Source organism: Streptomyces sp. NPDC003697 (assembly GCF_053587115.1).
The window spans coordinates 61897-75494 of the sequence record NZ_JBSFNN010000003.1 but is presented as its reverse complement, the minus strand read 5'-3'; the positions used below and the strand labels follow the sequence as shown (position 1 = coordinate 75494).

12 protein-coding genes are annotated in these 13598 nt (G+C 76.1%); 2 read left to right on the top strand and 10 right to left on the bottom strand.

The annotated features are described in order from the left end of the window. Positions 1–115 precede the first annotated feature (115 nt). Positions 116–1048: an SCO1860 family LAETG-anchored protein gene (locus tag ACWDNY_RS01935; RefSeq protein ID WP_451643736.1), complete on the top strand. Its 933-nt coding sequence runs from the start codon at positions 116–118 to the stop codon at positions 1046–1048. A gap of 380 nt (positions 1049–1428) precedes the next feature. On the opposite strand, the gene cobC is transcribed toward ACWDNY_RS01935, so the two are convergent. From cobC to cobM, 6 genes are read right to left on the bottom strand one after another with little or no spacing between them, the layout of a single operon-like run. Further along, positions 1429–2505 carry an Rv2231c family pyridoxal phosphate-dependent protein CobC gene (gene cobC / locus ACWDNY_RS01930; protein WP_451643735.1) on the bottom strand — a complete coding sequence of 359 codons (1077 nt, stop codon included), beginning with the start codon at positions 2503–2505 and terminating at the stop codon, positions 1429–1431. Beyond that, positions 2495–3436, bottom strand: coding sequence for a sirohydrochlorin chelatase (locus ACWDNY_RS01925; protein ID WP_451643734.1), 942 nt, complete (start codon positions 3434–3436; stop codon positions 2495–2497). The genes cobC and ACWDNY_RS01925 overlap by 11 nt, the downstream gene beginning before the upstream one ends. Next, positions 3433–4020 carry a precorrin-8X methylmutase gene (locus tag ACWDNY_RS01920; protein ID WP_451643733.1) on the bottom strand — a complete coding sequence of 196 codons (588 nt, stop codon included), beginning with the start codon at positions 4018–4020 and terminating at the stop codon, positions 3433–3435. The genes ACWDNY_RS01925 and ACWDNY_RS01920 overlap by 4 nt, the downstream gene beginning before the upstream one ends. Further along, positions 4017–5720, bottom strand: a complete 1704-nt coding sequence (gene cobJ, locus ACWDNY_RS01915; RefSeq protein ID WP_451643732.1) for a precorrin-3B C(17)-methyltransferase — start codon at positions 5718–5720, stop codon at positions 4017–4019. Before cobJ ends, ACWDNY_RS01920 begins: the two co-directional genes overlap by 4 nt. Then, a complete protein-coding gene (gene cbiE / locus ACWDNY_RS01910; RefSeq protein ID WP_451643731.1) occupies positions 5717–6964 on the bottom strand; it encodes a precorrin-6y C5,15-methyltransferase (decarboxylating) subunit CbiE in 1248 nt (415 codons plus the stop codon). Before cbiE ends, cobJ begins: the two co-directional genes overlap by 4 nt. After that, positions 6961–7779, bottom strand: a complete 819-nt coding sequence (gene cobM / locus ACWDNY_RS01905) for a precorrin-4 C(11)-methyltransferase (protein WP_451643730.1) — start codon at positions 7777–7779, stop codon at positions 6961–6963. Before cobM ends, cbiE begins: the two co-directional genes overlap by 4 nt. A gap of 95 nt (positions 7780–7874) precedes the next feature. On the opposite strand from cobM, the gene ACWDNY_RS01900 reads away from it, so the two are divergent. Continuing rightward, entirely contained in the window at positions 7875–8603 is a 729-nt protein-coding gene (locus ACWDNY_RS01900; protein WP_451643729.1) for a ZIP family metal transporter, read from the top strand. A 14-nt stretch (positions 8604–8617) separates the two neighbouring features. Here the strand turns inward: ACWDNY_RS01900 and cobI are convergent, their stop codons facing one another. From cobI to ACWDNY_RS01880, 4 genes are all read right to left on the bottom strand, one after another. Then, a complete protein-coding gene (gene cobI / locus ACWDNY_RS01895; RefSeq protein WP_451643728.1) occupies positions 8618–9349 on the bottom strand; it encodes a precorrin-2 C(20)-methyltransferase in 732 nt (243 codons plus the stop codon). Beyond that, positions 9346–10704, bottom strand: coding sequence for a cobyrinate a,c-diamide synthase (locus ACWDNY_RS01890; RefSeq protein WP_451643727.1), 1359 nt, complete (start codon positions 10702–10704; stop codon positions 9346–9348). Before ACWDNY_RS01890 ends, cobI begins: the two co-directional genes overlap by 4 nt. A gap of 133 nt (positions 10705–10837) precedes the next feature. After that, positions 10838–11446 carry a cob(I)yrinic acid a,c-diamide adenosyltransferase gene (gene cobO, locus ACWDNY_RS01885; protein WP_451643726.1) on the bottom strand — a complete coding sequence of 203 codons (609 nt, stop codon included), beginning with the start codon at positions 11444–11446 and terminating at the stop codon, positions 10838–10840. Beyond that, positions 11446–13458, bottom strand: coding sequence for a putative cobaltochelatase (locus tag ACWDNY_RS01880; RefSeq protein WP_451643725.1), 2013 nt, complete (start codon positions 13456–13458; stop codon positions 11446–11448). Before ACWDNY_RS01880 ends, cobO begins: the two co-directional genes overlap by 1 nt. Between the last annotated feature and the right edge of the window lie 140 nt (positions 13459–13598).

Below are 13598 nucleotides of genomic sequence, written 5' to 3'. Positions count from 1 at the left end.
AAAAACTTCGCGGAAACCCCACGAAGGGGTGAAGTTACTCAGGACGTCCTCCCGTTCACTCCCGGTGCGTAATCCTTGCCGGGTCCCAAGCACGTCCTCTCTGGGGGTCCCCACTGTGAACGGCACCAACTTCCGCCTGCCCGCGCGCCGTTGCGCCATCGTCGCCACCGCCACCGTGCTCGTCGCGGGGCCGCTGGCCCTGACCGGCGCGGCCTCCGCCTCCGCGACCACCGGCCACGGCCGCGCGAGCGCCGCCGTCCTGCGCACCGGCCTGGACGTCCACCTCGCCAACCGGACGGTGGACGTCCCGCTCGCCCTCTCCCTCAACGAGGTCCAGGCACCGCGGAGCGCCGAGCGGACCGCCCTGACCGCCCGCCTGGACGGCGTCGACCACGGCCGCCCCTTCAGCGTGCTGAGCGCGGACGTGGCGTCGGCGAAGGCGACGGCGGACACACACGGAGCCGAGGGTTCGGTCCACCTGGCGCACGCCCGGGTGCACGTGCCCGGTCTGCCCCTGCTCTCCGTCATCGAGGCCGAGGAGGTCACCGCGAAGGCCACCTGCGAGGCCGGCAGGGCTCCGGTCGCCGACTCCCACGTGCCGGGCGCGGTCACCGTGCTCGGCAGGAGGGTGACGCTGACAGCCGGCGGCACGACCCGGGTACGGGTGCCGGGCGTCGGCGAGGTGCGCCTGGAGCTGTCCCAGCGGGAGACGACGAGCCGCAAGGCCGCCGCCACCGCCCTGGAACTCACGGTCGCCGTCAATCCGCTCAAGCTGAACGTCGCCGAAGTGGAGGGCACGCTGACGCTCGCCGAGGCGAAGTGCGAGACCCCCGAGGCCGCACGGGAGCCGGCCGCGCAGCAGCCGCGACCCGAGGCCTCCGCACCGCGCACGTCGGCCGCCCCGGACGTGAAGCCCCAGGGCGCCGGCGGGTCCGACCTGGCGGAGACCGGCGGCAGCTCGCTGACGCCGTACCTCGCGGCCGGCTCGGCCGTCCTGCTCGCGGCGGGCGGAGGAACCCTCGCCCTGCTCCGCCGCCGCCGCGGCTGACACCCGGACCCCCGGCCGCACGTGGCCCGCGCGCGGATCACGGGCCGCGTGCGGAGCGCGCCGGGTCCGCCCCGGCACCGGCGGCGGCGCGCAGGGCGAACCCCCGCCCGCGTACCCGACGCCCCGGCGGCACCGCGGACACGCCCCGGCGCCCGGCCGGAGCCCGACGAGGGGCCGGCGGAGCCGAACGGGGCGACACCGACGTGACCGACCGGACGGGGCGGACGGGACCGACTCGGACCGACGGGGCCGGGCGGGACGGGCCCCACGAAACCGCCGGGCCACGAGACCGACGGAACCGGACGGCCCGACGGAGCCGGGCGGGGCGGCCGCACCAAGGGCCGGACGGGACCGACCGGGCCGGGCGGGGCCGGCGGTGTCTACGGCAGTGCCCGGTCCAGTGCCGTCAGGAACGCCTCCGTGGTCCGCCCGTCCCGTACCGCCAGGCGCAGCCAGTCCTCGTCCAGGCCCGGGAAGGTGTCCCCGCGGCGCACCGCGAAGCCGAGCTCCCGCAGCCGGTGCCGTACGGTCGCCGCTCCCGGCAGGCGGACCAGCACGAACGGGCCCTGTGCCGGTTCCGCCACCCGCACGCCGCGCGCCGCGAAGCCGGCCAGGCCCGCCACCAGGCGGGCCCGGTCCGCGGCCACGCGTTCCGCCGCGAGCGCCGCCTCCGCGACGGCCCGCGGCTGCACGCACGCCTCGGCCGCCGCGAGCGCCGGCGTGGACACCGGCCACAGCGGCTGCGCCCGCTCCAGCTCGGCGATCGTCCCCGGCGACGACAGCACGTAGCCGATCCGCAGGCCGGCCAGCCCCCACGTCTTGGTCAGGCTGCGCAGCACCACCAGGCCGGGCACGTCGGTCCGCCCGGCCAGGGCCTCGCGCTCGCCCGGGACCGCGTCCATGAACGCCTCGTCGACGACCAGCGTCCGCCCGGGCCTCGCCAGGGCGGCGACCGTCGCGGCCGGATGCAGCACGGACGTGGGGTTCGTCGGGTTGCCGATCACCACCAGGTCGGCGTCGGCGGGGACGGCCGCCGGGTCGAGACGGAAGCCGTCCTCCGCGCGCAGCAGCACCCGGCCGACGGTGTGCCCCGCGTCCCGCAGGGCCGCCTCCGGCTCCGTGAACTGCGGGTGCACCACGACCGGCCGGCGGACCTCCAGCGCGCGGGCGAGCAGCACGAACGCCTCCGCGGCCCCCGCCGTCAGCAGGACCCGCTCCGCCGGAAGGCCGTGCCGCGCCGCGACCGCGGCCCGCGCCGCGCGTCCGTCCGGGTAGGCCGCCAGGCCGGGGAGCGAGGCGGCGATCCGCTCCCGCAGCCACCCCGGCGGGGTGTCCGCGCGGACGTTCACGGCGAGGTCGACCAGGGCCGAACCGTCGTCGCGCACCTCGGCGTCCCCGTGGTGGCGCAGGTCGTGTCCGTCGGTGGGTGCGTCGGGGACGGGCTCCTCAGTGCGCATGCGAGTGAGCGTGCCCCCCGTGATGCCCGTGCCCGTGTCCGTGCCCGTCGTGGTGGCCGTCGTCGTCCGGGTGGAAGTGCGGCTGCTGCGGCAGGCCGACCTTGTCCTCGAAACCCGGCAGCGCGATCCGGTAGACGCACGAGTCGCAGTTCATCCGCAGGTCCCCCTGCACCGCCTCCTCGTACCGCTCCGTCACCAGGTCCAGCAGTTCCGGCTCCGGTCCGATGACGTCCGCCGTGCGCACGTCGAGCTGCGGGTGAGCGGCCGCCCACTCCTCGGTCTGCCGCCGCACCCGGTCCGGCAGGACGCCGGTGAACAGGAAGTAGGGCAGGACGACGATCCGCCGGGCGCCGAGCCGCGCGCACCGGTCCAGACCCCCCGGCACGTCCGGCTGGGCCAGCGACACGAAGGCCGTCTCCACGCCCGCGTAACCGCGCCCCTCCCACAGCAGCCGGGCCGCCTTGAACACCTCGGCGTTGGCGTCCGGGTCCGTCGAGCCCCGCCCGACCAGCAGCACCGTCACCTCGGCGCGCTCACCGGGCGTCCGGGCGGTGCCCTCCAGCGCCTCGTCCAGCCGCCGCTCCAGCACCCTCAGCAGCGACGGGTGGGGACCCAGCGGGCGGCCGTAGGTGTAGGAGATGCCCGGATGCCGTTCCTTCTCGCGGGCGAGCGCCGCCGGGATGTCGCCCTTGGCGTGCCCGGCGGACACCAGCATCAGCGGCACGGCGGCGAAGCGGCGCACGCCCCGCTCGACCAGTTCGGCGACCGCGTCGCCCAGCGGCGGCGGGGACAGCTCGATGAACCCGCCGGCGACGGGCAGGTGGGGGTGGCGGCTGCCCAGCCGGCGCACGAAGTCGCGGAACGCCTCGGCTCCGGCGTCGTCCCGGGTGCCGTGGCCGGCGATGAGCAGGGCGGGCGGCGGGGTGGTCACGGGTTCTCCTCGGGCGAAGTGGGGTGGTACAGCAGGGCGTTGAGCGCGGCGGCGGCGACCGCCGAACCGCCCTTCTCGGACACGTTGCTGACGGCGGGCAGCCCGCTCTCGCGCAACGCGGCCTTGGACTCGGCCGCCCCGACGAAGCCGACGGGCAGACCGATGACGAGCGCCGGGTCCGCGTCCAGCGTCAGCAGCTCCTCCAGGGCGGTCGGCGCGCAGCCGATCACCCACAGGGCGCCCGGGCCGACCTCCTCGTGGGCGAGCCGGACGGCGTGCGCCGACCGGGTCAGGCCGGGGCCGGAGCGGGCGTTGCGCAGTCGGCAGACGGTGTCGCGCCGGGTGATCCCGGCGGCGACCATCTCGACGTCCACGACGACGGGCGCCCCGGCGTGCAGCGCCGCGTGCGCTGCGGCCAGCTCGTCCTCGTCCATGACGAGGTCGTCGGCGTAGGCGAGGTCGGCGGAGGAGTGGACGACCCGCTCCACCACCGCCCGTGTCAGCGGCGGGAGGTGCGAGGTGTCCAGCCGGGACCGCAGCCGCCGGAACGACTCCTGCTCGATGGGGTGGGCCACACGGTTCACTTGGCGTCCTCCTGCCGGGTGTCCTGCCAGCGGTAGCCGCGCGGGGTGACCATGCGCCCCGCGATCCGGCGGGTCGCGGTGTTGCCCACGGTCACGACCGTCATCATGTCGACCGTCGCCGGGTCCAGGTCCGCGAGTGTCGTCAGCCGGCTGGACTCGTCCGGCCGTGAGGCGTTGCGGACGACACCGACCGGCGTCGTCGGTTCCCGGTGTGCGGCGAGCATCGCGAGCGCCTTCGGCAACTGCCAGTCACGGCCCCGGGAACGCGGGTTGTAGAAGGTGACGACGAGGTCCGCCTCGGCCGCGGCCCGCACCCGCCGCTCGATGACCTCCCACGGCGTGTGCAGGTCGGAGAGGCTGATCGAGACGTGGTCGTGCCCGAGCGGGGCACCCAGGATCGCCGCGGCGGCGAGCGCGGCCGTCACGCCCGGCACGCCGACCACGTCGATGTCGTCGGACGCCTCGGCGAGCGCGGGGGAGGCCATGGCGTACACCCCGGCGTCCCCGCTGCCGATCAGCGCGACGGCGTGTCCCGCGCGGGCCTCGGCGACCGCCGTGCGTGCCCGCTCCTCCTCCGCGCCGAGCCCGGACTCCAGGACCCGGGTGCCGGGCCGCAGCAGGTCGCGGATCTGGTCGACGTACTGGTCGAGCCCCACCAGCACGGACGCGCGCCGCAGTTCGGCGTGCGCACGCGGCGTGAGCAGGTCGCGGGCACCGGGCCCGAGACCGACGACCGCGAGCCGTCCGCGCGCCGGCCGCCGCACGACGGCACAGGTCGCCATGGCGGGCCGGCCGTCCGCGCGCACCGACTTCCGCTTGGGCACGAGGAGTTCACCGCCGCCCACGAGCGCCGCCGCCTCCGCGACGGACGGCGTGCCGACGGCGGCGAGCGGCGCGTCGGAGGGGTGGGGCACGTCGACGGCGGCCAGGGCGCCGGCGGAGTGGGTCACCACGGGCACGCCCAGCCGTTCGGCCGCGGCGACGATGCCCGGCTCGTCCGCCTTGGCCTCCACGGTGGCCAGCTCGGCGACGCTGTCCGCGGACAGTCCCGCCTCCCGCAGAGCACTCCCGATCACCTCCAGTACTTCCTCCGCGGGCACGTTCCTGGACGCACCCACGCCCACCACCAGGGACGGCGGCCTCAGGAGCACCTCGCGGGCGCCGGGCACGGCGGCCCGGTCCGTCAGCCGGACGGTGTACGCACCCTCGGCGGCGAACGGCACCGGCGGCAGCGGCCACGGCACCTCGGCGTCGAGGGCGACCGGTTCCCCGTCCAGCAGGGCCCGCGACACGCCCGCGACGTCCCCCTCCACGGGCAACCCGAGCGTGTCGAGGCCGGGGATGCCCACGGCGTCCGTCGCCGTGGTCACCACCGGCTGCGCGCCCAGCAGCTCGGCGACGTCGCGGGCGAGTTCGTTGGCGCCGCCCGCGTGCCCGCCGGCCAGCGACACGGCGAACCGCCCGCCCTCGTCGACGCACACCACCCCCGGGTCGGCGCTCTTGTCGCCCAGCAGCGGGGCGATCAGCCGGACCACCGCTCCGGTGGCCAGGAAGCACACGAGCTGCCCGCACTCGGCGAAGGCGGCCCGCACGGCGTCCCCCACGGGGCCGTCGTAGACCCGCGTGCGGTCCGGCCACGCGGCCGCCAGCCGGTCCCGCGCAGCCGCCCCCGCCGCGGTGGCGGAAATGAGGCCGATCACTGAGCAACTCCTTCGCTCTCGGTGGGCGCCGGGGGCCGCTCGCCCCACAGCAGGAAAACCGGATTGGCCGCCGCCAGCCGGGTCACGGCCCCTGGCAGCGGGGCGAGCCGCGACGACTGCAGCAGCACCCCCTCGCAGCGCAAACCGGCGTCCGTGAGCGCCGCGCGCGCCGCCGGCACCCGGTCGAGCGCGGCCAGGGCGACGACGACGGTCCGCCGGGCCCGGCGCGCGCACGCGGCGACGACGGGGGGCAGCTCACCGCCCCCGCCGCCGACGAACACGGCGTCCGGGTCGTCCAGCGCGGCGAGCGCGTCCGGCGCCCGGCCGTGCACGACCGCCACGTCGACGCCGTGCGCCCGGGCGTTGGCGCGGATCCGCTCCACCCCGTCGGCGGCCTTCTCCACGGCGACGGCGGCGGCCCCGAGCCGCGCGCACTCCACCGCCACGGACCCCGACCCGGCGCCGACGTCCCAGACCAGGTCGCCCGGGCGGGGCCCGAGCCGGGCCAGGGCCAGGGCCCGCACCTCGAACTTGGTGATCATCGAGTCGCGGTGCGCGAACGCGTCCTCGGCCAGCGCCCACCCCGCGGGAGGCGCCGGCGGGCCGGCGACCGTGCGCACGCCGCCCGGCGCCCGCGCCTCGTCCAGGCACAGCACCACGCTGACCGCCGGGCCCCAGTCGCGGGCGGCGGCCTCGGCGGGCGTGACCCGTTCGACCCGCTCGCGCGCGGCGTCGCCCAGCGCGGAGGCCACGACCAGCACCCGCTCGCCGCAGGTGCCGGCCAGCGCGGCGCCCAGTTCGGCGGGGCCGGCGCCCGGACCGGTCAGCACGGCTGCCTTCGGATGGGCCCGGCAGACGTTGACCGCTGTGCGCAGGTCACGTCCGTGCGCGCTCACCACCACCGCGTCGTCCCACGGCAGCCCGACGCGCGCGAAGGCGGCGGCGACCGAGGAGACCCCGGGCCGCACGTCGAGGACCGCGGCCCCGAACCGCTCGGCCAGCGCCCGCACGATCCCGAAGAAGCCGGGGTCGCCGGAGGCCAGCACGACCACCCGCCGGTCCCGGCGGACGTACTCCCCGATGGCGTCCAGGGCGGGCGCCAGCGGACCGAGCACGATCCGCTCGGCCCCCTCCGGCAGCGCCACGGCGTCCAGGTGCCGCCGTCCGCCCACGACGAGGGCGGCCCCGGCCAGCGCGTCCGGGCCGGGCGGCGAGCCCGTCCCCGTGCCGATGACCGTGATCATGTGCCGGCACCCCGTGTGCGCAGTGCCCTGCGGGCCTCCGGGTCGGCCTTGCGGTAGCCGTGGAAGTGGCCCGGGTGGTACAGGTGCGAGCGCGTGCCGTGCGCGCCGAGGGCGGGGCCGACCAGGAAGAGTGTGTGCTTCCAGAGCTTGTGCTCCTTGACCGTCTCCTCCAGCGTGCCGATCGTGCACGTGACCACCAGTTCCTCCGGCCACGTCGCCTGGTACGCGACGACGACCGGCGTGCCGGTCGGGTAGCCGCCCTCCAGCAGCTCCCGCACGAGCTGGCCGCTGCGCGCCGCCGACAGGAAGATCGCCATGGTCGTGCCGTGCCGTGCGAACTCGCGCACCTCCTCGCCGGGCGGCATCGGCGTCTTGCCGCCGCCTAGGCGGGTCAGGACGACCGACTGCGCGACCTCCGGGATCGTCAGCTCGCGCCGCGCGAGCGCGGCGACGGCGGAGAACGAGGACACGCCCGGGACGACCTCGGTGGCGATGCCGATCCGTGCGCACCGGTCCAGCTGCTCCTGCGTGCCGCCCCACAGGGCGGGGTCGCCGGAGTGGACGCGGGCGACCTTCAGGCCCTCCGCGTGGGCCCGCTCGTACACGGCGACGACGTCCTCCAGCGACATGGTCGCCGAGTCCAGGACCTCCGCGTCGCCGCGGGCGTGCCCGAGGACCTCCGCCTGGACCAGGCTGGCCGCCCAGATCACGACGTCGGCCTCGGCGATCGCCCGGGCCGCGCGGAACGTCAGCAGGTCGGCGGCGCCGGGGCCGGCACCGACGAAGGTCACCTTGCCGGTGGGGGCATCGGCCATGGGTTCGGGTCCTCTCCTGGGAAATGTCATGGTCTGCGGGGGGCCGGGCGGGGCTGGAGGTGCGCGAGGGGGGCCTGATCCGATAGCAAGGGCCCATGGCGGTCCTCGTCGCGCTCGGCGCGTTCCTGATGACGCTGGCCGGCGGCTGGACGGCCCAGCGGGTCACCGACCGCCGTCACCTGGTCCTTGGCCTGGCCGGCGGACTGATGCTCGGTGTGGTCGGCCTCGACCTGCTGCCGGAGGCGCTGCGCGCCGCCGGCCGGGAGGTGTTCGGGGTGCCGGCCGCCCTGCTGCTGTTCGTCGGCGGCTTCCTGCTGGCCCACCTGGTGGAGCGCCTGCTGGCCGCGCGGCGCGCCGCGCACGGCGCCGGGGAGCACGGCCACCGCGCTCCCGAGGTGGGTCTGACGGCGGCGGCCGCGATGGTCGGCCACAGCGCGATGGACGGCGTGGCGATCGGTGCGGCCTTCCAGGTGGGCGGCGGGATGGCGGCCTCCGTCGCACTCGCCGTGGTCGCCCACGACTTCGCGGACGGCTTCAACACCTTCACCCTCACCAGCCTGTACGGCAACGCGCGCCGCAAGGCGGTCGTCATGCTCGTCGCGGACGCGCTGGCGCCGCTGCTCGGCGCCGCCTCGACCGTGTTCGTCACCGTCCCGGAGCCGCTGCTCGGCGGCTATCTCGGCCTCTTCGGCGGCGTGCTGCTCTACCTCGCCGCGGCCGAGATCCTGCCCGAGGCCCACCACGCGCACCCGGCCCGCTCGACGCTGCTGTGCACGGTCGCCGGGACGGCCTTCGTCTGGCTGGTGGTGGGCGTCGCGGGCTGAGCGCGCGGACCGTCTCACAGCTTGCCGCCCCGTCCGCCGTCCCGCCGCGCGGGCGCGATCAGCGTCGACAGGTAGGGCAGGGCGGCCTCGTCGAGGTCGGCGGCCGGCCGGACGGACTCCTCCGGCAGCCCGAGGGCCGACCCCCACACGGCGTCGTCGAGCCGCCCGCTCTCGCGCAGCGCCTCGGCCACCTCACGCGCCTGCCGCCCGAACTTGTACGCCACCACGGTCCCGGGCCCGTTCAGCGCCTCCTTCAGCACGGCGGTGCCCGCGGTGACGGGCACCAGCGTCAACGGCTCGGTGCCCTCGGTGAGCACGGCACCGGAACGCGCCGCCAGGTCCTGCATGGCGGTGATGCCGGGCACCGTCTCCACGACCGTCCCCGGCACCAGCGCGGCGACGGTGTGCGCGAGGTAGGTGAACGTCGAGTACACGTTGGGATCGCCGATGGTGGCGAAGGCGACCCGGTCGTTCTCCCGCAGCAGCCGGGCGACCCGTTCCCCGGCAGCGTCCCAGGCGGCCTCGCGGCGCGCCCGGTCGGTGCGCTCGTTCAGCGCGAACACGACCCGCAGGACCTTCTCCGGGGCCACGTAGTGCAGCACCGTGGCCTCGGCGCGCCCGCGTTCGCCGGTGTCCATGACGGGGACGACGACCACGTCGGCCGCGCGCAGCGCGTTGACCCCCTTGACGGTCACCAGCTCCGGATCACCCGGCCCGACCCCGACCCCGATCAGCCTGCTGCTCATGACGTGCGGCACCTCTCCACGAAGCGGCGGGCGGCACCGGGCGCGGAGGCCCAGTGGGTGTGCAGGTAACTGGCGTGCACACCGCCCTGTACGAAACCTTCGACCCGCCGTCGCGGGGCGCGTACGCCCCAGGCGGGAGCCGCTCCCGCGCCCGGCTCGACGACCGTCCGGTGGAACTCGTGCCCCCGCATCCGCTCCCCGGCGGCGGCCAGCACGCTGTCGCCGACGGCCACGGCGTCGCGGTAGCCGAGCGTCAGCCGCTCACTCATCCGGGCGGCCGCGTCGAGCACGCCGCACATGGGCCGGCCGTCCAGCTCCCGGCACAGGTACAGCAGCCCGGCGCACTCGGCGGCGACCGGAGCACCGCGCAGGGCGAGAGCGGCCACGGCCGAGCGCAACCGCTCGTTGGCGGACAGCTCGGCGGCGTACACCTCGGGGAAGCCGCCGCCGAGGACCAGCCCGCGCGTCCCCTCGGGCAGCGCCTCGTCACGCAGCGGGTCGAACGTGACGACCTCGGCGCCGGCGGCGGCGAGCAGCTCGGCGTGCTCGGCGTAGGAGAAGGTGAAGGCGGGCCCGCCGGCGACGGCGACCCGCACGGGCGGCCCGGCGTCCTCCGGCCCGTCCCGGCGCACCGCCGTGCCGGCGTCCCACGCCGCGCACGGCAACGTCCCCGCGCTCCGCGCCAGCGCGACCAGCGCCCGGAGGTCGCATCCGGTCTCCACCTGCGCGGCCATGGCCGCCACAGCCTCCACCGCCTCTGCCCGCCGCTCGGCGACCGGCACCAGCCCGAGGTGACGGGAGGGGGTGCCGGCCTGCGGTACCCGCCGCAGCACACCCAGCACCGGCACCCCGGCCGCGTCGAGCGCCTCCCGCAGCAGCTCCTCGTGCCGTGCGGAGCCGACCTTGTTGAGGATCACGCCCCCGATCCGCACCCGCGGATCCCAGGACGCGAACCCGTGCACCAGCGCCGCCACCGACCGCGACTGCGACGACGCGTCGACGACCAGCACCACCGGCGCCCCGAGCAGCTGGGCCACCTGCGCGGTGGAGGCCAGCTCGCCCTCCCCGGCGGCCCCGTCGAAGAGCCCCATCACGCCCTCGACGACGGCGATGTCGCAGCCGTGCGCGCCGTGCGCGAACAGCGGGCCGACCAGCTCCGGCCCGCACAGGTAGGCGTCGAGGTTGCGTCCCACGCGCCCGGTCGCGAGGGCGTGGTAGCCGGGGTCGATGTAGTCCGGCCCGACCTTGTGCGGGGACACGGCGAGCCCCCGCCGGGTGAGCGCGGCCATCAGCCCGGTGGCGACGGTGGTCTTGCCGCTGCCGGACGACGGCGCGGCGACCACCAGCCGGGGCACGGACGACGCAGCCGGCGCGGACGAGGGCGAGGCCGACGGCGACGGGACCGATCGGTCCCGCGAGGCCGACGCCGGCCCCGGCGCCGGGTCCCGCGGCGCCAGGGAGGGGGACGAGGGGGAGTTCAGCACGGCGTCACCACTCGATGCCCCTCTGGCCCTTCTGTCCGGCGTCCATCGGATGCTTGACCTTGGACATGTCGGTCACCAGATCCGCGCACTCGACCAGTTTCTCCGGCGCGTTGCGCCCGGTGATCACCACGTGCTGGGTGCCGGGACGGCCGCGCAGCACCTCGACGACCTCGTCGGTGTCGACCCATCCCCAGTGCATCGGGTAGGCGAACTCGTCGAGCACGTACAGCCGGTACGTCTCGGCGGCCAGGTCCCGCTTGACCTGCTCCCAGCCCTCGCGGGCCTTCTGCTCGTTGGTCGTGTTGTCGCCCTGGAGGTCCCGCTGGACCCAGGACCAGCCCTCGCCCATCTTGTGCCAGGCGACGGTGCCGCCCTGCCCGGAGGCCCCCAGCACCTTCAGCGCGTTCTCCTCGCCGACCTTCCACTTGGCCGACTTGACGAACTGGAACACCCCGATGGGCCACCCCTGGTTCCAGGCCCGCAGCGCGAGCCCGAACGCGGCGGTCGACTTGCCCTTGCCGATCCCGGTGTGCACGACGACCAGCGGCCGGTTGCGGCGCTGACGGGTCGTCAGTCCGTCGTCCGGCACGACACTCGGCTGTCCCTGCGGCACTACGCGGCCCTCCTCGACGTCACCCGAAGTCCCTGCACGTCCCTCACGAGCCCGGCGATGCGGTCCGCCCGCAGCTCGTCCAGCGTCACCGCCGTGCCGCCCAGCTCACCCGCGAGCTGCCCGGCGAGCCCCAGCCGCACCGGCCCCGACTCGCAGTCCACGACGACGGAGGCGACGCCCTCGGCCGCGAACAGCCGCGCCGCACGCGCCGCCAGCGCGACCGGCTCGGCGCCGCCGGTGGCCCGCCCGTCCGTCACGACGACCAGCAGTGCCCGCCGCGCCGGGTCCCGCAGCCGCTCCACGCGCAGCACTTGGTGCGCCGTGAGCAGTCCGGCCGCGAGCGGGGTGCGCCCGCCCGTCGGCACCGACTCCAGCCGCGCGGCGGCCGCGTCCACCGACGAGGTCGGCGGCAGCGCGACCTGCGCGTCCCTGCCGCGGAAGGTCACCAGCCCCACCTTGTCCCGGCGCTGGTAGGCGTCGAGGAGCAGCGACAGCACGGCGCCCTTCACGGCGCTCATCCGCTGCCGCGCCGCCATGGAGCCCGAGGCGTCGACGACGAACAGCACGAGGTTGCCCTCGCGGCCCTCGCGGGTCGCCTGACGCAGGTCGTCCCGGCGCACCACCAGCCCCGGCCCCGACCGTCCGCGGGCCCGCTGGTGCGGCGCGGCGGCCCGCACGGTCGCCGCCAGGTGCAGCTTGGTGAGCGTGCCCCGGGGTCGCCGGGACCCGGTCGTGCGCCCGTGCTCGGTGCGGGCCCGCGAGCGCCGTCCGGCGGCGCCCTCACCGAGACCGGGCACGCTCAGCACCTTGGTGCGGAAGGGCTCGGCGGCCCGGGCGGGAGCCTGCTCGCCGCCTCCGGCCGTCTGCGGCTCACCGCCCTCGCCGGCCTCCGGCCGGGCGGCCGTGCCGCCGTCCTGCGGCCCGCCCTCCGGCTGCGGCGGCCGCCCGCCGCCCCCGTCGTCCCCGCCGCCCCCGTCGGGATCCGGATCGTCGTCGACGGAGTCGCCGAACTGCTCCAGCGTCTCGTCGAGCTTGTCCTCGTCCAGGCCGGGCGCGTCGAACGGGTTGCGCCGCCGCCGGTGCGGCAGGGCCAGGAGCGCGGCCTGCCGCACGTCCTCGGCGAGCACGTCGGTCCGCCCGGCCCACGCCGCCAGCGCGGTGGCCGTCCGCGCCATCACGATGTCGGCGCGCATGCCGTCCACCTCGAACGCCGCGCAGGTCGCCGCGATCTGCCGCAGCGCGCCGTCCCCCAGTCGCACGGACGGCAACAACTCCCGCGCCGCGACGATCCGCTGCCGTACGGCGGCCTCCTCGTCGGCCCACCGGGCGGCGAAAGCCGCCGGATCGGCGTCGTAGGCGAGTCGCCGCCTGACGACCTCGACCCGGGTTTCGGGCTCCCGCGAGGCCGCGACCTCCACGGTCAGCCCGAAGCGGTCGAGGAGTTGGGGCCTGAGTTCCCCTTCCTCCGGATTCATGGTCCCGACCAGCAGGAATCGCGCGGCGTGCCGCATGGACACACCCTCACGCTCGATGTGGGACGTGCCCATCGCGGCCGCGTCCAGCAGCAGGTCGACCAGGTGGTCATGGAGCAGGTTCACTTCATCGACGTACAACACACCCCGGTGCGCCGCCGCAAGGAGCCCGGGCTCCACGGCTTTCACACCGTCAGCAAGCGCCCGTTCGATGTCGAGGGCGCCGACGAGTCGGTCCTCACTGGCGCCTACGGGCAACTCGACCATGCGCGCGGGTCGCTCGACACCGGTGCCCAGTTCGTGCGGTCCGTCCGGACAATTCGGGTCGGGAGTGGCCGGGGCACAGGAGAATCTACAGCCCGGCACTACTTCGAGTTCAGGCAGCAGCGCCGTCAGAGCACGCACGGTGGTGCTCTTGGCTGTCCCTTTCTCCCCACGCACGAGGACTCCGCCGACCGCCGGACTGACGGCATTCAACAAGAGGGCCAGGCGGAGGTCGTCCTGCCCCACGACGGCCGTGAAGGGATAGAGCGTGCTCACGTGGCAGTACTCCTTCGGGTGACTTGTGGCAGAGCGGCTCGGATCCGAGCGGCGAGCCAGTCATGATCGATCTCTGCTCCCCGCCACTGCGGGGGTGTTCCGGCCTTCACACCGTCCGTGAGGGCACGCTCAATGTGCTC

Excerpts from the sequence above, each read along its gene's own strand:
- cobC (WP_451643735.1), bottom strand. The coding sequence starts at position 2,505 with ATGCGCACTGAGGAGCCCGTCCCCGACGCACCCACCGACGGACACGAC.
- cobI (WP_451643728.1), bottom strand. The coding sequence starts at position 9,349 with ATGAGCAGCAGGCTGATCGGGGTCGGGGTCGGGCCGGGTGATCCGGAG.
- cobM (WP_451643730.1), bottom strand. The coding sequence starts at position 7,779 with ATGGCCGATGCCCCCACCGGCAAGGTGACCTTCGTCGGTGCCGGCCCC.
- ACWDNY_RS01900 (WP_451643729.1), top strand. The coding sequence starts at position 7,875 with ATGGCGGTCCTCGTCGCGCTCGGCGCGTTCCTGATGACGCTGGCCGGC.
- cbiE (WP_451643731.1), bottom strand. The coding sequence starts at position 6,964 with ATGATCACGGTCATCGGCACGGGGACGGGCTCGCCGCCCGGCCCGGAC.